General features: G+C 73.2%; 15 protein-coding genes. 7 read left to right on the forward strand and 8 right to left on the reverse strand.

Annotated elements, in window-relative coordinates; translation table 11 throughout:
* Window positions 1–30: 30 nt before the first annotated feature.
* Window positions 31–939: a PfkB family carbohydrate kinase gene (locus tag ACF08B_RS01085; RefSeq protein WP_392315441.1), complete on the forward strand. Its 909-nt coding sequence runs from the start codon at window positions 31–33 to the stop codon at window positions 937–939.
* Window positions 940–951: 12 nt separating this feature from the next.
* On the opposite strand, the gene ACF08B_RS01090 is transcribed toward ACF08B_RS01085, so the two are convergent.
* A complete protein-coding gene (locus ACF08B_RS01090; RefSeq protein ID WP_392315442.1) occupies window positions 952–2,442 on the reverse strand; it encodes a M1 family metallopeptidase in 1,491 nt (496 codons plus the stop codon).
* Window positions 2,443–2,630: 188 nt separating this feature from the next.
* Here ACF08B_RS01090 and ACF08B_RS01095 point away from each other — a divergent pair, with 188 nt between their 5' ends.
* Complete coding sequence (locus ACF08B_RS01095; protein ID WP_392315443.1) at window positions 2,631–4,580, forward strand: Xaa-Pro dipeptidyl-peptidase; 1,950 nt, start codon at window positions 2,631–2,633, stop codon at window positions 4,578–4,580.
* A gap of 33 nt (window positions 4,581–4,613) precedes the next feature.
* Here ACF08B_RS01095 and ACF08B_RS01100 read toward each other — a convergent pair whose 3' ends face one another.
* A complete protein-coding gene (locus ACF08B_RS01100) occupies window positions 4,614–5,528 on the reverse strand; it encodes an FAD-dependent oxidoreductase (protein ID WP_392316012.1) in 915 nt (304 codons plus the stop codon).
* A 101-nt stretch (window positions 5,529–5,629) separates the two neighbouring features.
* On the opposite strand from ACF08B_RS01100, the gene ACF08B_RS01105 reads away from it, so the two are divergent.
* On the forward strand, window positions 5,630–6,661 hold the full coding sequence (locus ACF08B_RS01105; RefSeq protein ID WP_392315444.1) for an oxidoreductase: 1,032 nt from the start codon (window positions 5,630–5,632) through the stop codon (window positions 6,659–6,661).
* A 35-nt stretch (window positions 6,662–6,696) separates the two neighbouring features.
* Complete coding sequence (locus ACF08B_RS01110) at window positions 6,697–8,337, forward strand: ABC-F family ATP-binding cassette domain-containing protein (protein WP_392315445.1); 1,641 nt, start codon at window positions 6,697–6,699, stop codon at window positions 8,335–8,337.
* Window positions 8,338–8,390: 53 nt separating this feature from the next.
* Here ACF08B_RS01110 and ACF08B_RS01115 read toward each other — a convergent pair whose 3' ends face one another.
* Window positions 8,391–10,820 carry a Tex family protein gene (locus tag ACF08B_RS01115; RefSeq protein WP_392315446.1) on the reverse strand — a complete coding sequence of 810 codons (2,430 nt, stop codon included), beginning with the start codon at window positions 10,818–10,820 and terminating at the stop codon, window positions 8,391–8,393.
* A gap of 148 nt (window positions 10,821–10,968) precedes the next feature.
* The gene (locus ACF08B_RS01120) at window positions 10,969–11,100 is read right to left on the reverse strand and encodes an LPFR motif small protein (protein WP_256339419.1); all 132 of its coding nucleotides are present in this window, start codon (window positions 11,098–11,100) and stop codon (window positions 10,969–10,971) included.
* A gap of 148 nt (window positions 11,101–11,248) precedes the next feature.
* On the opposite strand from ACF08B_RS01120, the gene ACF08B_RS01125 reads away from it, so the two are divergent.
* Both ACF08B_RS01125 and ACF08B_RS01130 read left to right on the forward strand, forming a co-directional pair.
* Complete coding sequence (locus ACF08B_RS01125; RefSeq protein ID WP_392315447.1) at window positions 11,249–12,208, forward strand: GlxA family transcriptional regulator; 960 nt, start codon at window positions 11,249–11,251, stop codon at window positions 12,206–12,208.
* 66 nt (window positions 12,209–12,274) lie between these two features.
* A complete protein-coding gene (locus ACF08B_RS01130) occupies window positions 12,275–12,898 on the forward strand; it encodes a DJ-1/PfpI family protein (protein ID WP_371127848.1) in 624 nt (207 codons plus the stop codon).
* Here the strand turns inward: ACF08B_RS01130 and ACF08B_RS01135 are convergent.
* On the reverse strand, window positions 12,885–13,640 hold the full coding sequence (locus ACF08B_RS01135) for an enoyl-CoA hydratase/isomerase family protein (RefSeq protein ID WP_392315448.1): 756 nt from the start codon (window positions 13,638–13,640) through the stop codon (window positions 12,885–12,887). The genes ACF08B_RS01130 and ACF08B_RS01135 overlap by 14 nt on opposite strands.
* 280 nt (window positions 13,641–13,920) lie before the next feature.
* Between ACF08B_RS01135 and ACF08B_RS01140 the strand changes: the two genes are divergently transcribed.
* Window positions 13,921–14,418 carry an ATP-binding protein gene (locus ACF08B_RS01140; RefSeq protein WP_392316013.1) on the forward strand — a complete coding sequence of 166 codons (498 nt, stop codon included), beginning with the start codon at window positions 13,921–13,923 and terminating at the stop codon, window positions 14,416–14,418.
* Between the two features lie 60 nt (window positions 14,419–14,478).
* Here ACF08B_RS01140 and idi read toward each other — a convergent pair whose 3' ends face one another.
* From idi to galE, 3 genes are all read right to left on the reverse strand, one after another.
* Entirely contained in the window at window positions 14,479–15,072 is a 594-nt protein-coding gene (gene idi, locus ACF08B_RS01145; protein WP_392315449.1) for an isopentenyl-diphosphate Delta-isomerase, read from the reverse strand.
* 176 nt (window positions 15,073–15,248) lie between these two features.
* Complete coding sequence (locus ACF08B_RS01150) at window positions 15,249–16,190, reverse strand: cation diffusion facilitator family transporter (protein ID WP_093698125.1); 942 nt, start codon at window positions 16,188–16,190, stop codon at window positions 15,249–15,251.
* A 130-nt stretch (window positions 16,191–16,320) separates the two neighbouring features.
* Window positions 16,321–17,292 (reverse strand): UDP-glucose 4-epimerase GalE, encoded by a 972-nt coding sequence (gene galE / locus ACF08B_RS01155; protein WP_392315450.1) that lies wholly within the window; start codon window positions 17,290–17,292, stop codon window positions 16,321–16,323.
* Window positions 17,293–17,550 lie beyond the last annotated feature (258 nt).

Consider the following 17,550-nt stretch of genomic DNA (forward strand, 5'->3'; position numbering starts at 1 on the left):
CACGGTGTACGACCACGGGGAGGGTGGCTGATGGGGGCACGGAACGATGTGATCGTGCTGGGCGGCGCGGGTGTGGACACGATCGTCCAGGTCCCGGAGCTGCCGTTGCCGTACGCGGACAGCTACATGATCGACTCCGGGATCCGTACCCGGGCCGGGCAGACCGGTGACTTCGTGGCGCTGGGCCTGACCAGGCTGGGCCTCGTCACCCACCACTGCGACCTGCTCGGCGACGATCCCGAGGGCGACCTCGTCCGCGCCCTGCACCGGGAGCACGGCATCGCGCTCACCGCGCTGCCGCAGCCCGCGGGGACCAAGCGGGCGGTCAACCTCGTCGGCCCCGACGGACGCCGGCTGTCCCTGTACGACACGAGCCGCGGCCATCCCGACGACCGCTTCCCCGAGGCCACCCTGCGCGAGCTGGCCGCCGCCGGCCGGCATGTGCACGTGACCATCACCCAGCCCTGCGCCCAGGCGCTGCCGGTGCTGCGCGAGACCGGCGTCCCGCTCTCCACCGACCTGCACGACTGGGACGGCGAGAACCCGTACCACGAGCCGTTCGCGCACACCGCCGACGTCGTCTTCCTGTCGGCCGCCGCCCTGGCCGACCCCGAGCGGACCATGCGGCGGATCGCCGAGCGCGGCCGGGCCGAGACCGTCGTCGCCACCGCCGGAGCGGACGGCGCGTACCTGCTGGCGGACGGAAGGCTGTCCCGCGTCCCCGCGGTGGCCCCGCCCGCACCCGTCGTCGACTCCAACGGCGCGGGCGACGCCTTCGCCGCGGCGTTCCTCTACGGCCGGCTCGGCGGCGAACCGCCCGAGCGGTGCGCCGCGTACGGGGCGGTCGCCGGGGCGTACGCCTGCACGGTCCCGGCCTCCCGCGCGGACGCGATAGGCCGGGACGAACTGCTGGCGCGGGCGGCCATGCCGAACCGGTGAGGCGCTCTCGGGTCAGTGGCCGTGGACGCCGTTCGTGGCCTCGATCCTCTTCCACGACCTCGGCTGGGTGACCGCACTCCCGCCGGTCCGCGCCAGGGAGCGGGCCGCGGACGCGCCCGGCTTCGACGGCTCGAACAGCCACGTGTCGAACAGCGCCGACAGGGACTTTCCGGACACCTGCTCGGCGTACTTCTGGAAGTCGGCCACCGAAGCGTTGCCGTACGCGTGCTCCTTCGGCCAGCCCTTCAGCACGGCGAAGAACGCGTCGTCACCGATCTCGTCGCGCAGCGCCTGGATGGCGGCGGCCCCCCGGTCGTAGACGGCCGCGTCGAACTGCCCGTCGGCGCCCGGGTCGCCGGGCTTCACGGTCCAGAACGCGTCGTCGGCCGGGTGGGAGGCGTACACGTAGTCGGCGAGCTCCTGCGTGGTGCCCTCGCCCTCGTGCTCGGACCACAGCCACTGCGCGTACCGAGCGAAGCCCTCGTTGATCCAGATGTCCTTCCAGCGCTTGAGCGACACGTCGTCGCCGTACCACTGGTGGGCCAGCTCGTGCACGACCACCGAGGTGTTGGAGCCGTTCGCGAACTGCTTCGGGCTGTAGTAGACCCGGGTCTGGGTCTCCAGCGCGTACCCGGTGGTGGTGTTCGGCACGTACCCACCGGCCGAGGAGAACGGATACGGCCCGAAATAGCCGCTCAGCCAGTCGACCAGCTCCCCGGTGCGCTCCACGCTCGCCCGCGCGGCCCCGTCGTTGTCGCCGAGGTCCTTGCTGTAGGCGTTGAGGACGGGCACCCCGCCGTCGGAGGTGCCGGTGGTGATGTCGAACCGGCCGAGCGCCAGCGTGGCCAGATAGGTCGCCTGCGGCTTGTTCTGCCGCCAGTTGTAACGCGTCCAGCCCAGCTTGGACGACGTGGACTGCAGGGTGCCGTTGGAGAGGGCCTGGGTGCCGTCCGGCACGGCCACGGACACGTCGTACGTCGCCTTGTCGCTCGGGTGGTCGTTGCTCGGGAACCACCACCAGGCCGCCTCGGGCTCGTCCGCCGCGACGGCGCCGTCCGGAGTGCGGTGCCAGGTGGTGAAGCCGTACGCGCTCTTCGTGGAGGGCACTCCGGCGTAGCGGACGACCACCGTGATCTCGGTGCCCTTGGCGAGCGGTTTGCTCGGCGTGACGACCAGCTCGTGCTCGCCGGAGGACGAGAAGGCCGCCTCGGCGCCGTTGACCCGCACCTCGCCGACGTCCAGCAGGAAGTCGAGGTCGAAGCTGGACAGGTCCTGCGTGGTCCTCGCCCGGATCGTCGCCGTGCCCTGCAACTCGTCCGTCTTCGGCTGGTACCGCAGCCTCAGGTCGTAGTGCGAGACGTCGTAGCCGCCGTTGCCGTAGTTCGGGTAGTAGGGGTCGCCGATGCCCGGCGCGCCGGGGGAGTGGCTCGCGGCCGATGCCGGGATCGCCAGCAGGAGGGAGGCCGCCGCCAGTGCGCCCGGGGCGATGATTCTGCGGTGCACGTCAGCTCCAAGTCGTCGGGACCACAGGTCCGTTCGGAGAACTCTGTTCGCAGCCTATTCAGACCCTGTGGCCCCTCGGCTGTCCACGGCACCTGCTGTCACACGATCGCCATTCGGCCGTCACGAGCGCACCCGTGTACCCCAGGTGCCCTCTTCTGCGCGGGAGTTGACCGGAGTAGCGTCCGCGCATGCCGATTCGCACGCGCTTCACGATCTGGAGACCGCTCGTGACAGCGGCCGTCGTCACCCTGACGGCCCTCTTTCTCACCCCGGCCGCCGCCCATGCCGCGCACCCGCGCGAGAGCCGGCCGGTCTACTCCTACGCCCACGCGATCCGTGAGTCCGTGTGGGTCGACACGGGCCTCGACGAGGACGGCGACGGACGCCACGACCGGGTGGCCGCCGACATCGTCCGGCCCGCCGAGCCCGCCCGGCAGCACCGCAAGGTGCCGGTCATCATGGATGCCAGCCCGTACTACTCCTGCTGCGGGCGCGGCAACGAGAGCCAGCTCAAGACGTACGACGCGCACGGGCACGTCGTGCAGATGCCGCTCTTCTACGACAACTACTTCGTGCCCCGCGGCTACGCCTTCGTCGGCGTCGACCTCGCCGGCACCAACCGCTCCGACGGCTGCGTGGACGTCGGCGGCCGGTCCGACATCCGGTCCGCGAAGGCCGTCGTCGACTGGCTGAACGGCCGCGCCGACGCCTACAGCAGCCGCACCGGCGGCACGCGCGTGCGGGCCGGCTGGACCAACGGCAGAACCGGCATGATCGGCAAGAGCTGGGACGGCACCATCGCCAACGGGGTCGCCGCGACCGGCGTCAAGGGCCTGCGGACCATCGTCCCGGTCAGCGCCATCTCCTCCTGGTACGACTACTACTTCGCCCAGGGCGCCCCGCTCTACGACGGCGGCCCCGACGAACTCGCCGGCTACGTAGAGAGCGACACCGCGCGGGCCCACTGCGCGGCCGTGCAGAGGAAACTCGCCGACGGCAGCCCGCGCAGCGGCGACTGGACCCCGCTGTGGACCGAGCGCGACTACGTCAAGGACGCGGCGAAGGTGCGCGCCAGCGTGTTCGTCGTGCACGGCATGCAGGACCTCAACGTGCGCACCAAGCACTTCGGCCAGTGGTGGGACGCCCTCGCCGAACACGGCGTGCGGCGGAAGATCTGGCTCTCCCAGACCGGGCACGTCGACCCCTTCGACTACCGGCGCGGCGCCTGGGTCGACACCCTGCACCGCTGGTTCGACCACGAACTCCTCGGCTACGACAACGGCATCGACCGCGAGCCGGCCGCCGACGTCGAACGCCACCCGGACCGGTGGGTCACCTCCCGCGCCTGGCCGCCGCACGGCACCCGCGCCACCACCCTGCACCCCGCGAAGGGCACCCAGGCCGGCGTGGGCACGCTCGGGCTGCGCCCCGCCCGCGGCACCGAGACCTTCACCGACGACCCCCGACTGAGCGAGACCGACTGGTCCGCGCACCTCGGCACGTCCACCCCCGAGAAGGCCGGTTTCCTCACCGCCCCGCTCACCCACGACCTGCGCCTGTCCGGCTCGTCCACGGTGACGGTGACCGCGACCCCCACGACCACCTCCGCCCACCTGTCCGCCGTCCTGGTGGACCTCGGCCCCGACACCGTCCGCGACTACGCCGACCCCGCCGAGGGCATCACCACGCTGACCGGCCGCACCTGCTGGGGCGCGAGCACGGCCGGCGACAGCGCCTGCTTCAAGGAGACCCGGGCGAGGACCGTCCGCGTCGGCCACACCGTGTTCAGCCGCGGCTGGGCCGACCTCGGCCACCACGCCTCCCTCGGCAAGGGGGGCCCGCTCACCCCCGGCAAGGCGTACACGATCACCCTCGACCTCGCGGCCACCGACCACGTCGTCCCCAAGGGGCACCGGCTGGCCCTGATCGTCGCCGGCACCGACAAGGACCTCATCGACCCGCCGTCCACCCGGCCGACGCTCACCGTGGCGCTGTCCGGCACCAGCGCGAGGCTCCCGCTGGTCGGCGGCGCGCCGGCCTTCGCCCGGGCCACCGCGGGCAGTACGGCGGCGGGACCCGGGCCGGACGCCTCGCGGGGCGTGCGTGCACCGCGCACGGCCGGGCACGTCCCCGAGTAGCGTCCGCGCTCCCGTTCCAGCACAGCACGCGGGTCAGGCGGCCGGGAAAGCCAGTCCGGCCGCCTCCCGCGCACATCCCCAGGCCACGGTGATCCCGGCGCCCCCGTGGCCGTAGTTGTGCACCAGCACACGGCCGTCCGGCAGGGCCTCGCGCTCCAGCCGTACCGCGTCCCGGGCCGGGCGCAGGCCCACCCGGTGGGCGAGTACGCGCGCCCCGGCGATCTCCGGCCGGACCCGCGCGCACCGGGCGACGATCGCGGTGGCGGTGTCCGGGTCCGGTTCCAGCGACCAGTCGTCCTCCTCGGCCGTACCGCCGAGGACCAGCCCGCCCGGCTGCGGGAAGAAGTAGGTGGACTCCGCGGAGGAGTGGTCCACGGAGGTGTACCAGGTCGTGACTCCCGGGTTCGCCACCACGACCAGCTGCCCGCGCACCGGGCGCACACCCGGATCCGGCACCAGCGAACGGGCGCCGAGCCCCGAGCAGTTGACCACCACCGCGGCGGGAACCGCGGCCAGGTCGGTCACCTCCCGCTCCTCCACCGACCCGCCGGCCTTCGCCAGCCGCTCCCGCAGCCACTCCAGGTGCACCGGCATGTCGAGCAGGGGCAGCCGGGCCGCCAGCCCGCCGGCCACCGCCCGCAGGCCCGGCACCCGGCCCGCCCAGTCGCCCAGTACGTCCAGCCCGGTCCCGTCGTGTACGCCGTCGACCAGGCGTACGCCCGTCTCCTCCGGGCGGTCCGCCAGCTCCTCGTACACGGCGAGGGTCCGAAGCGCCCAGCCACCGACCAGCCGCTCCGGCTCGATGCGGTACGGCCACCACAGTCCACCGGCGACCGCCGAGGTCGTACGCCCGGCGGGCTCCCGCGCCCACACCCGCACCCGCCGTCCGGACTCGGCCAGCACCACGGCCGTCGTCAGCCCGGCGACCCCGGCCCCCACCACGATCACTTCGTCCCTCGGCCCGCTGTCCACGCCTGGACGATAGGCCCTGTCCGGCCGAATATGTCATGCCGCGCTCACCCGCATCCCGGTGTGGGGATACTCACAGCATGTCTGCCGCATACGCGACCTTCGGCCTGGCACCGGCGATGCGCGCCGGCGATGTCCTCGCCGACGGCGGCTACCGCATCCACCGTGACTTCGTGGACTTCGTCGTGGACGGCCGTCCGCTGCTGTTCCGGCTGTCCGACCTGGACGCCGTCTCGCCGCTGGCCTCGGACGTCCCGCCCGCCATCTTCACCGCACAGGTGCGCGCCCTGCTGCTGGAGGCCGAACCTCCGCTGCCCGACGGCCGGTTCGTCATCTACGGCTGCCCCGAGTGCGAGGACCTGGCCTGCGGCGCGGTCACCGCCGTCATCGAGCGCGACGGCGAGGACTACGTCTGGCGGGACTTCGCCTGGCAGACCGACGACCACGCCGACCTGGAACGCAACGGCTACCACGGCATAGGGCCGTTCCGCTTCCGCGGCCCCGAGTACCGGGCGGCGCTCGGCGCCCTGACGGACGGCTCCGCCGCCCCCCGCCGCCGGGTGCTGCTGATCGGCGCGCGCGTCGCGGTCCTGGCCAGGCTGGCCGCCGCCCTGCGCACCATCGGCGTCGGCGCCGACATCACCCAGGACGCCCGGCAGGTACCCGCCGAGGAACTGCGCGGCTACGACGCCGTCGCCTTCGGGCGTGCCGTCGCCGAGGCCGACCGGGCCGCCGTGCTGCGGGCGTTCGGCGAGGCAGGGGTCGAGGTGGCCGCGGTGGCGGGGCTCGCCCCGATCGTGCCGCTGCTCGTCGCGCAGATCGAGCACGCCCTGGACCGCAGCCCGCTCCCGCAACGCCGGCTGACGGGGCTGACCGCCACGGACGGCGCGGCCGAGATCGAGGTGACCTCCCCGTGCCGGGTCCGCGTCACCGCCCACCGCCTCGACCGGTTCCACCGCACCCACAGCCGGGACGTGTTCGACGGCACCCTGGAGCCCGGCCGGCACCGGGTCGACCTGGACCCCAGGGCGGTCAGGGGGGAGGCGTACGTCGTCGCCCGGACCTCCGGAGGCGTCCTCGCGGCGCCGGTGGGCCGGGGCGGGCGCGGCTGAGGCGGCGGCGCCCGGCCCATTAGGATCGGCGTCTGATGACTGCCACTCTCGTCGCCAAGAACCTCGCCGCCGGGCACGGCGACCGCTCCCTCTTCGCCGGGCTCGACCTCGTCGTCGCGCCCGGTGACGTGATCGGGCTGGTCGGTGCCAACGGTGCCGGGAAGTCCACCCTGCTGCGGCTGCTCGCCGGGCTGGTCACGCCCGAGCAGGGCGAGCTCCGGCTCTCCCCGCCGACGGCGACCGTCGGCCACCTCCCGCAGGAGCCGGAGCGCAGGCCAGGGGAGACCGTCCGGGAGTTCCTGGCCCGCCGCACCGGCGTCGCCGAGGCACAGCGCGTGCTGGACGAGACCACGCAGGCGCTGGTGGACGGCGCGCCCGGCGCCGACGACGCCTACGCGATCAGCCTGGAGCGCTGGCTGGACCTCGGCGGCGCGGACCTGGAGGAGCGCGCGGAGGAGACCGCCGACTCCCTCGGCCTCGCCGTCGACCTGGACCAGCCGATGACCTCCCTGTCCGGCGGCCAGGCGGCCCGGGCCGGCCTCGCCTCCCTCCTGCTGTCCCGCTACGACGTCTTCCTGCTCGACGAGCCCACCAACGACCTGGACCTCGACGGCCTGGAGCGGCTGGAACGCTTCGTCACGGGCCTGCGCGCCGGCACGGTCGTCGTCAGCCACGACCGCGAGTTCCTCACCCGCACCGTCACCAAGGTCCTCGAACTCGACCTCGCCCAGGGGCAGATCAACCTCTACGGCGGCGGCTACGAGGCCTACCTGGAGGAGCGCGAGGTGTCCCGCCGGCACGCCCGCGACGACTACGAGGAGTACGAGGGGAAGAAGTCCGCCCTCGAGGACCGGGCCCGGATGCAGCGGGGCTGGATGGACAAGGGCGTGAAGAACGCCCGCCGCAAGGCCGGCAGCGACAACGACAAGATCGGCCGCAAGTACCGCAGCGAATCCAGCGAGAAGCAGGCCGCCAAGGCCCGCCAGACGCAGCGCATGATCGAGCGCCTGGACGTGGTGGAGGAGCCCCGCAAGGAGTGGGAGCTGCGCATGGAGATCGCGTCCGCCCCGCGTTCCGGCGCGGTGGTCGCGACCCTGCGGGACGCCGAGGTCCGGCGCGGCGGCTTCACCTTCGGCCCGGTGTCGCTGCAGATCGACTGGGCGGACCGGATCGCGGTCACCGGAGCCAACGGCGCGGGCAAGTCCACGCTGCTGGGGGCGCTGCTGGGCCGGGTCCCGCTCGACTCCGGGCACGCGGCGCTGGGCTCCGGCGTCCTGGTCGGCGAGGTGGACCAGGCCCGCGGCCTCTTCCACGGCCCCGAGGCGCTGCTCGACGCCTTCTGCGCGGCCGTCCCCGACACCGAGCCCGTCGAGGTGCGCACCCTGCTCGCCAAGTTCGGCCTGAAGGCGGACCACGTGGTGCGTCCGGCCGCGACCCTCTCCCCGGGCGAGCGCACCCGCGCCGCCCTCGCGCTGCTCCAGGGCCGGGGCGTCAACCTCCTCGTCCTGGACGAGCCGACCAACCACCTCGACCTGCCCGCCATCGAGCAGCTGGAGTCGGCACTCGACGCCTACGCGGGCACGCTGCTCCTGGTCACGCACGACCGCCGGATGCTGGACGCGGTCCACGTGACCCGCCGCCTGGAAGTGGCCGACGGCAAGGTGACCGAGCGCTAGGACGCCGGGAGGACGCCGAGGGGGCCGGAGCCGATCGGCTCCGGCCCCTTTCGTCAGCGCTTCTTCGGATCCAGCAGGCCCGCGCGGCGCAGCGCGTCGGCCATCGCGCTGTTGGCCGGTGCCGGCGCCTGCCGCCCGCCCCGGTCGCCACCGCGGCCCTGCCGCTGCTGGCCCTGACCGCCCTGCCGCTGCCCCTGACCGCCCTGGCGCTGGCCCTGGCCGCCCTGCCGCTGCTGGGGCGGCCGGGCACCGCCGCCGCGCTGCTGGCGGCCGCCGCCCTGGCCCTGCGGGGCGGCCTCGTCGTCCAGACGCAGGGTCAGCGCGATCCGCTTGCGCGGGATGTCCACGTCGAGGACCTTCACCTTGACGATGTCACCGGGCTTCGCGACGTCCCGCGGGTCCTTGACGAACGTCCGGGACATCGCCGACACGTGCACCAGTCCGTCCTGGTGGACGCCGATGTCCACGAACGCGCCGAAGGCCGCCACGTTCGTGACCACGCCCTCCAGGACCATCCCGGCGGACAGGTCGGAGATCTTCTCGACGCCCTCCTTGAAGGTGGCCGTCCGGAACGCCGGACGCGGGTCGCGGCCCGGCTTCTCCAGCTCCTTGAGGATGTCCGTGACGGTCGGCAGACCGAAGGTGTCGTCCACGAAGTCGGCCGGCCGCAGCGAGCGCAGCACCCCGGTGTTGCCGACGAGGGAGGCGACCTCCTCGCCCGTGGTCTTCACCATGCGGCGCACCACCGGGTAGGCCTCCGGGTGGACGCTGGACGCGTCCAGCGGGTCGTCACCGCCGCGGATGCGCAGGAAGCCCGCGCACTGCTCGAACGCCTTCGGACCGAGCCGCGCCACCTTCTTCAGCCCCGATCGGGACGTGAACGGCCCGTTGGCGTCCCGATGCGCGACGATGTTCTCGGCGAGCCCGGACGAGATGCCCGACACACGCGCGAGCAGCGGCACGGACGCGGTGTTGACGTCCACGCCCACGCCGTTCACACAGTCCTCGACGACCGCGTCCAGCGAGCGGGACAGCTTCACCTCGGACAGGTCGTGCTGGTACTGGCCGACACCGATCGACTTCGGGTCGATCTTCACCAGCTCGGCCAGCGGGTCCTGCAGGCGCCGGGCGATCGACACCGCGCCGCGCAGCGACACGTCCATGTCGGGCAGTTCCTGCGAGGCGTACGAGGACGCCGAGTACACCGACGCGCCCGCCTCGGACACCATCACCTTGGTCAGCTTCAACGCCGGGTGCTTCTCGATGAGTTCGGCGGCGAGCTTGTCGGTCTCGCGGGACGCCGTGCCGTTGCCGATGGCGACCAGGTCGACCTTGTGCTCCTCGGCCAGCCGCGCCAGTTTGGCGATGGCCTCGTCCCACCTGTTCGCCGGGACGTGCGGGTGGATCACGTCCGTGGCGACGACCTTGCCGGTGGCGTCGACCACAGCGACCTTCACACCGGTACGGAAACCGGGGTCCAGGCCCAGCGTGGCGCGCGTGCCGGCCGGGGCGGCGAGCAGCAGGTCGCGAAGGTTCGCCGCGAAGACGTTCACCGCCTCGTCCTCGGCGGCCGTCCGCAGCCGCAGCCTGAGGTCGATGCCCAGGTGGACGAGGATGCGGGTGCGCCAGGACCAGCGGACGGTGTCCGTCAGCCACTTGTCGGCGGGGCGGCCCCGGTCGGCGATCCCGAACCGGTGGGCGACGATCCCCTCGTACGAGGACGGCCCCTCGGTGGCCTCCTCCGGCTCCAGGACGAGGTCGAGGACCTCCTCCTTCTCGCCGCGCAGCATCGCCAGGATCCGGTGCGAGGGCAGGTCGGTGAACGGCTCGGCGAAGTCGAAGTAGTCGGCGAACTTGGCGCCCGCCTCCTCCTTGCCCTCGCGGACCTTCGCGGCCAGCCGGCCGCGCACCCACATCCGCTCGCGCAGCTCGCCGATCAGGTCGGCGTCCTCGGAGAACCGCTCGGCGAGGATCGCCCGCGCGCCGTCCAGAGCGGCCTGCGGGTCGGCGACGCCCTTGCCCGCGTCCACGAACGCGGCGGCGGCCGCCGCCGGATCGACCGACGGATCGCCCAGCAGGCCCTCCGCGAGCGGCTCCAGGCCCGCCTCGCGCGCGATCTGCGCCTTGGTGCGCCGCTTGGGCTTGTACGGGAGGTAGATGTCCTCCAGACGAGCCTTGGTCTCGGCGCCGCGGATCCGCGCCTGAAGCTCCTCGGTGAGCTTGCCCTGCTCGCGCACCGACTCCAGGATCGCGGTGCGCCGCTCCTCCAGCTCCCGCAGGTAGCGCAGCCGCTCCTCGAGCGTGCGCAGCTGCGCGTCGTCGAGCATCTCGGTCGCTTCCTTGCGGTAGCGGGCGATGAAGGGCACGGTGGAACCGCCGTCGAGCAGTTCCACCGCGGCCTTCACCTGCCGCTCCCGTACGCCGAGCTCCTCGGCGATCCTGCCTTCGATGGATCCTGCTTCGATGGATCCGGGTGTCGTCACGATCCCGTACCGCCTTCTCCACTGAGGTTGCGCGGCAATTGTGGCAGGTGAACACCGCCGACCGGGGATCAGGGCGGCACGCGGCGGGGCGCGGGGCCCGGGCCGCGCCCGGCGCCCGCGGCGGGGCGCCGGGCGCCGGGACCGCGACTCAGGCGCGGCTGCCGCGGGCGGTGGACGAGGCCCCGCCGAAGAGCCGGGCGACCGCCCGGAAAGGCAGCGTGACCACCGTGGCGATGGCCCCGCCGATCTGCCGCAGCACGTCTGCGATGGCACGGAACACGAAACTCTCCCTTCCGTCGACCGCCCGGTTCCGGTGACCGGGCGGCGAAGATCGGGTACCTCCGCCGCGGGCGCCCGAACCTCCTCGTGGCAGAAAAGGAGGGAAGGACGTCATTGCGGCCATGCGCGCGCCGTCGAAGAATCGGTACATGCCGCAGCGCACCCTTCTCCTCGTCCTCTTCGACGGCGTGCAGAGCCTCGACGTCACCGGCCCGCTCGAGGTGTTCGCCGGTGCCGAGCGGCACACGCCGGGGACGTACCGCATCCGCACCGCGTCCCTGGACGGCGGCCCCGTGCGCGCCTCCAGTGGACTGACCCTCGTACCGGACGGGGCGCTCACCGAGGAGCCCGACCCGCACACCCTGCTGGTCCCGGGCGGTGAGGGCACCCGCAGCCCCGACCGGCGGCTGACCGACTGGCTGCGCGCCCGCGGCCCGCGCGCGGGGCGCCTCGTCTCCGTCTGCACGGGCGCCGTCCTGCTCGCCGCCGCCGGCCTGCTCGACGGGCGGCGCGCGACCACCCACTGGGCCCACTGCGACAGGCTCGCCCGCGACCACCCGGCCGTGCGGGTGGACCCCGAGCCGATCTACGTCCGCGACGGACACGTCTCCACCTCGGCGGGCGTGACCTCGGGCATCGACCTCGCGCTCGCCCTGGTCGAGGAGGACCTGGACCGCGACGTCGCCCTGGCCGTCGCCCGGCACCTGGTGGTCTTCCTGCGCAGACCCGGCAACCAGGCCCAGTTCAGCGCCCAGCTCGCCGCGCAGACCGCCCAGCGGGCACCGCTGCGGGAGGTCCAGCGGTGGATCACCGAGCACCCCGCCGGCGATCTGACGGTCGACTCGCTCGCCGCCCGCGCCCGGCTCTCACCACGCCACTTCGCCCGCGCCTTCCGGGACGAGACCGGCACCACCCCCGGCCGCTACGTCGACCGGGTCCGTCTGGAGCACGCCCGCCGGCTGCTGGAGGACTCCGCCGACGGCATCGAGGAGATCTCCCGCGCCAGCGGCTACGGCACCCCCGAGGCCATGCGGCGCGCGTTCGTCCGCGCACTCGGCACCCCGCCCGCCGAGTACCGCCGGCGCTTCCACCCGGCACCCGCTCACTGAACCCGCCCCATGAACCCGCTCAATGAACCCGCCCACGAACCCGCAGGAGATCCCGTGCACATCGCCATGCTCGTCCACGACCGCTTCACCGCCCTGGACGTCGTCGGACCCTACGAGATCCTCAGCCGGCTCCCGGACGTCCGGCTCGACTTCGTCGCCGAGCGGCCCGGCCCCGTGCGCACCGACACCGGCTTCCTCGCCGTCACCGCGGACAAGTCCCTCGATCAGGTGCCGAGTCCCGACGTCGTGGTGGTGTGCGGCGGCCCCGGCACCTTCGAGCAGCTGGAGAACGCGGCCGTGCTGGACTGGCTGCGCGCCGTCGACGCGACGAGCACCTGGACGACCTCGGTCTGCTCGGGATCGCTCCTGCTCGGCGCCGCGGGGCTGCTCCGGGGCCGGCGCGCCACCTGCCACTGGGCCGCGCTCGACCTGCTGAAGGAGTACGGCGCCGAACCGACGGGGGAGCGGGTCGTCACCGACGGCCGGTACGTCACCGCCGCCGGCGTCTCCTCCGGCATCGACATGGGACTCACCCTGGTCGGCAGGATCGCCGGCGACGAACACGCCCAGGCCGTCCAGCTGCTGACCGAGTACGACCCGCAGCCGCCGTACGACGCGGGCTCCCCGCACAAGGCGCCCGCCCACCTGGTGGAGGAGTTCCGCACCGGGAGCCGCTTCACCCTGGCGTAGGCACGCTCCAGGTGAACTCCGGCCGCCTGCGCTCCAGGAACGCGGCGACGCCCTCCGCGGTGTCGCCGCTGCCGCGTGCCTGCGCCGTCCAGTGGGCGTCCCGGTCGCCTCGGCCGTCGGCGAACTCCTTGGCGGCGGCCTGGGTGAGCTGGGACCGCGACACCAGGATCCGGGTCAACTCGGCGACCCGCTCGTCGAGTTTCCCGCCCGGCAGGACCTCGTCGACCAGACCGGTGCGCAGCGCGCGCCCGGCGTCGATCAACTCGGCCGTGAACAGCAGGTACTTGGCGGTGGCCGGCCCCACCAGGGACACCAGCCGCCGGGTGGACGACGACGGGTACACGACGCCGAGGCGCGCCGGTGTCACCCCGAACAGCGCGCCCTCCTCCGCCAGCCGCAGATCGCAGGCGGCCGCGAGCTGCGCGCCGCCGCCCACGCAGTGGCCGCGCACCACGGCCAGGACCGGCTTGGGGAACGCGGCCAGGGCCTCCTCGGCGGCCACCGCGAGCCCCTGCGCCTCCTCCGGCGACCCCTGGAGCGTGCTGATGTCCGCGCCCGCGCAGAACGTGCCGCCCTCGCCGGTCAGCACCAGCGCGCGGACGTCCGGGTCGTGCGCGAGACGGTCGAGCAGCGGTGGCAGCGCCCGCCACATCGCTGCCGTCATGGCGTTGCGCTTGGCCGGATGGCGGATGACCACGGTGGCGACGGAGTCGGCGACCTGGTACGACAGCTGGGGCTCCATGCGCCGGATGGTAGCCGCCGGGCGCGCCGGTGCGACGAGGGGCCCGTGGGCACGCCGCGCGGCACCGCCGCGGGCGGGAGGACCGAACGCCTACAACCCGAATAGTTCGCGAACCGGCGCGCGGGGGCCGTAAAACAGTCCCACCCGTACCCGTGTCATACGCAGTCGATCAGAAACCGCTCGATACCAGCTGACTTGTGTTCAGTCCGGCGGACCGGGGCGGATCGTTACCAACACTCGACGTGTGGTGACAATCGAGCGCGAGGGTGGCGACCGGACGATGGACAACCACGGGCGCGGGGACGGCCCGCGCCCAGCGGGGGACGCGGAACGGCCGGTCGACCCACTGCCCTACGAAGGGGTCTGGCGGTTCACCGCGCCCGCCGTGGACGCATCGGTCCCGCAGGCACGGCGAGCGGTACGGGACCTGCTGCTGCGCCAGGGCGTGCCGGTCTCCGACGACCTGGTGCACGGCCTGCTGCTGATCGTCTCCGAACTGGTCACCAACGCGGTCAGGCACGCGGCGCTGCTGTCGCCGATGCTCGCCGTCGAGGTGGCCGTCGGGGCCGAGTGGGTGCGGGTGTCCGTGGAGGACAACCACCCCTACCGTCCGACCGCGCTGGAGGCCGACCACGGCCAGACCGGCGGCCGGGGGCTGCTCCTGGTCCGGGAGGTGACCCGGGAGGCGGGCGGGGTGGTCGACGTGGAGCACACGTCGAGCGGCGGCAAGGTGATCTGGGCGGCCCTGCCGCTCAAACCGGCGATGCTGTCCCCGTGACCGGGCCCGGCCGCGCGGCCGGGCCGGAGGGCCTCGGCCCTCCGGCACCGCCGGACGTCCTCACCAGCCCGCGGACTGGCCCGTCAGCTCCCTGACGGCCGGGCGGGCCGCGTCCAGCACGGTCATGAACCAGGCCGAGAACGGGTCACGGGAGTGCCGCTCCGCGAGCTCGGCCGCCGTGACGAAGGCGGTCGAGGCGACCTCCTCCTCGTCCGGCGCGAGCGGCGACTGCACCAGGCCGACGAACAGATGGTTGAACTCCTGCTCCACCAGTCCCGAGGCGGGGTCCGGGTGGTTGTAGCGGACCGTGCCCGCCTCCGCCAGCAGTGACGGGGAGATCCCCAGTTCCTCGTAGGTGCGCCGGGCCGCCGCCGCGAACGGCGACTCGCCCGGGTAGGGGTGGCCGCAGCAGGTGTTGGACCACACACCGGGGGAGTGGTACTTGCCGAGGGCCCGCTGCTGCAGCAGCAGCCGGCCGTGCTCGTCGAAGAGGAACACCGAGAACGCGCGGTGCAGCTGTCCCGGCGGCTGATGAGCGGCGAGCTTCTCCGCGGTACCGGTCGTCACACCCTTCTCGTCGACCAGTTCCAGCAAAATCGCCTCTGCGGTGCCGTTCGACGAGCTGTGCGTCGCGGTGGCAGGTGTGATCGGCATACCCATCCTTCGCCTCGGTCTTCGCACCCCAAGTCTGCCGTACGAATCCGGCACTCCCGGCACTTCCCGGCACGTCCGCGCGCGGCGCGGCACCGGAAGTGGGATCCGATGGATCATCGTGCCCGGCGTTCGCCACCGGGAACCGTCCGGACATGCGTCGAACAGGAGTCCGGGTGTCAGTGGCAGAGCCGCGCCTCGTGCTCCGCGTGCCCGCCCGGCTCCAGCTGGAAGGTGCAGTGCTCCACGTCGAAGTGGTCGCCCAGGCAGCCCTGGAGTTCGTGCAGCATCTTCTCGTGGCCGATGGCGTTGAGCACCTCGGAGCTGACCACCACGTGGGCCGAGAGCACGGGCATGCCGGAGGTGATCGTCCAGGCGTGCAGATCGTGCACGTCCTCCACGCCGTCCAGCGCCAGGATGTGCGTCCGGACGTCCGCCATGTCGACACCCTTGGGGGCCGCCTCCAGCAGCACGTCGAGCGTCTCGCGCAGCAGTTTCAGCGTCCGCGGCACGATCATCAGCCCGATGACCAGCGAGGCGATCGGGTCGGCCGCCTGCCAGCCCGTGGTCAGGATCACGGTCGCGGAGATCAGCACCGCGACCGAGCCGAGGGCGTCCGCGGCCACCTCGAGGAAGGCGGCACGCACGTTCAGGCTCTCCTTCTGCCCGCGCATCAGCAGGAACAGGGAGACCGAGTTGCCGGCCAGGCCGAGCAGACCGAAGACGATCATCAGCCCGCCCCGGGTGTCGGCGGGTGTGACGAAGCGCTCGATCGCCTCGTACAGCACGTACCCGCCGACCACCAGCAGCAGCAGACAGTTGGCCAGTGCGGCGAGGATCTCGGCGCGGGCGAAGCCGAAGGTGCGGTTCGTGCTCGCCGGCCGGTTCGCGAAGGCGATCGCGAACAGGGCCATGCCGAGACCCACCGCGTCGGTCGCCATGTGGGCCGCGTCCGCGACCAGCGCGAGCGAGTCCGCGACCAGGCCGCCGACGATCTCGACCACCATGATCGTGAGGGTGATGCCCAGCGCGATGCGCAGCCGGCCCCGGTACGCGACCGCGGCCGTACCCGTGGGCGGCGCGTGGGAGTGCGCGTGCCCGTGGTCGTGCCCTGCCCCCATGACTACCGCCTTCCGTGTGCGTCACGAGCCAGTGAACTACGGGTGGGGGGTATGGGGCAACGCGGCACTGAACACCGTTGTCATCTGCCCTGACCTGCGCAAACGATGCGCAGGTCAGGGCGGTGGTGGCTCATGTGCCGTGGTGCAGCTGCCAGCCCCGCCAGGCCGAGTCGATCATCTCCCGCACTCCGAGCCGGGCCCGCCAGCCCAGCGCCTCGGCGGCCCGCTCGGCCGAGGCGACCGCGCGCGGTGCGTCCCCCGGGCGGCGCCCCTCGACCACGGGCGGCCTGCGGTCCCCGGAGACCTCGCCGACGACGTCGATCAGCTCCCGCACCGAGACGCCCTCGCCCCGGCCGATGTTCAGCGTCAGATCACCCACCACGTCCCCGGACGTCAGCCGCCGCGCGGCCGCCAGGTGGGCCTCCGCGAGGTCGGCCACGTGGATGTAGTCCCGGACGCAGGTGCCGTCCGGCGTCGGGTAGTCGTCGCCGAAGATCCGCGGGGCCTCGTCGCGGGTGAGCCGGTCGAAGACCATCGGCACGATGTTGAAGACACCGGTGTCCGCGAGTTCCGGCGCGGCCGCGCCCGCCACGTTGAAGTACCGCAGACATACGGTGGAGATCCCGTGCGCACCACCCGCCGCCCGCACCAGCCACTCACCGGCCAGCTTGGTCTCGCCGTAGGGGTTCACCGGGGCGCACGGGGTGTCCTCGGTGATCAGCTCCACGTCCGGGTTGCCGTACACGGCCGCGGACGAGGAGAACACCAGCCGGCGGATGCCCGCGCCGGCGACCGCGTCCAGGAGCGTGGCCAGTCCGCCGACGTTCTCCCGGTAGTAGTGGGTGGGCCGGGCCACGGACTCGGCGACCTGCTTGCGGGCGGCGAGATGCACCACACCCGTCACGCCGTACTCCGCGAAGACCCGCTTCAGCCGCTCCCCGTCCAGCGTCGAGCCCTCGACGAGCGGGACCCCGGCGGGCAGCCGGGCGGGCACGGCGGCCGACAGGTCGTCCAGCGCCACCACGCTCTCTCCGGCGCCGGCCATGGCGTGTGCCACATGCGCCCCGATGTATCCGGCTCCGCCGGTGATCAGCCACGTCATGGTCGCCCACCCTATGCCGAGCCCGCCGGGTGTCCCGGTTGCCCTGGTCTGCCCCCCAGGGTTTGTGGGGCGGGCCCCGGATCACCGATGATGATCGCGGCAAAGGACGGGGCAGCCCCCGTGGACCGGGCCGTGAACGGCCGGTGAACATGGGCTTCCGCCCATCCGATACCCTCTGCCGACATGCCGCCCGGGTCCCGCGGCCAAGGGCGCCCCACCACGCAGACGACCGGCGCCCGCGCGCCGACCCCCAGGGAG

It is taken from the genome of Streptomyces sp. NPDC015139 (genome assembly GCF_043079785.1).
GTDB classification, from domain to species: Bacteria; Actinomycetota; Actinomycetes; order Streptomycetales; family Streptomycetaceae; genus Streptomyces; species Streptomyces albidocamelliae.

Coding starts and splice junctions, on each gene's coding strand:
- ACF08B_RS01125 (WP_392315447.1), top strand. CDS start 11,249: ATGCCGCAGCGCACCCTTCTCCTCGTCCTCTTCGACGGCGTGCAGAGC.
- ACF08B_RS01105 (WP_392315444.1), top strand. CDS start 5,630: ATGTCTGCCGCATACGCGACCTTCGGCCTGGCACCGGCGATGCGCGCC.
- ACF08B_RS01130 (WP_371127848.1), top strand. CDS start 12,275: ATGCTCGTCCACGACCGCTTCACCGCCCTGGACGTCGTCGGACCCTAC.
- idi (WP_392315449.1), bottom strand. CDS start 15,072: ATGCCGATCACACCTGCCACCGCGACGCACAGCTCGTCGAACGGCACC.
- ACF08B_RS01140 (WP_392316013.1), top strand. CDS start 13,921: ATGGACAACCACGGGCGCGGGGACGGCCCGCGCCCAGCGGGGGACGCG.
- ACF08B_RS01085 (WP_392315441.1), top strand. CDS start 31: ATGGGGGCACGGAACGATGTGATCGTGCTGGGCGGCGCGGGTGTGGAC.
- ACF08B_RS01110 (WP_392315445.1), top strand. CDS start 6,697: ATGACTGCCACTCTCGTCGCCAAGAACCTCGCCGCCGGGCACGGCGAC.
- ACF08B_RS01095 (WP_392315443.1), top strand. CDS start 2,631: ATGCCGATTCGCACGCGCTTCACGATCTGGAGACCGCTCGTGACAGCG.
- galE (WP_392315450.1), bottom strand. CDS start 17,292: ATGACGTGGCTGATCACCGGCGGAGCCGGATACATCGGGGCGCATGTG.
- ACF08B_RS01150 (WP_093698125.1), bottom strand. CDS start 16,190: ATGGGGGCAGGGCACGACCACGGGCACGCGCACTCCCACGCGCCGCCC.
- ACF08B_RS01135 (WP_392315448.1), bottom strand. CDS start 13,640: ATGGAGCCCCAGCTGTCGTACCAGGTCGCCGACTCCGTCGCCACCGTG.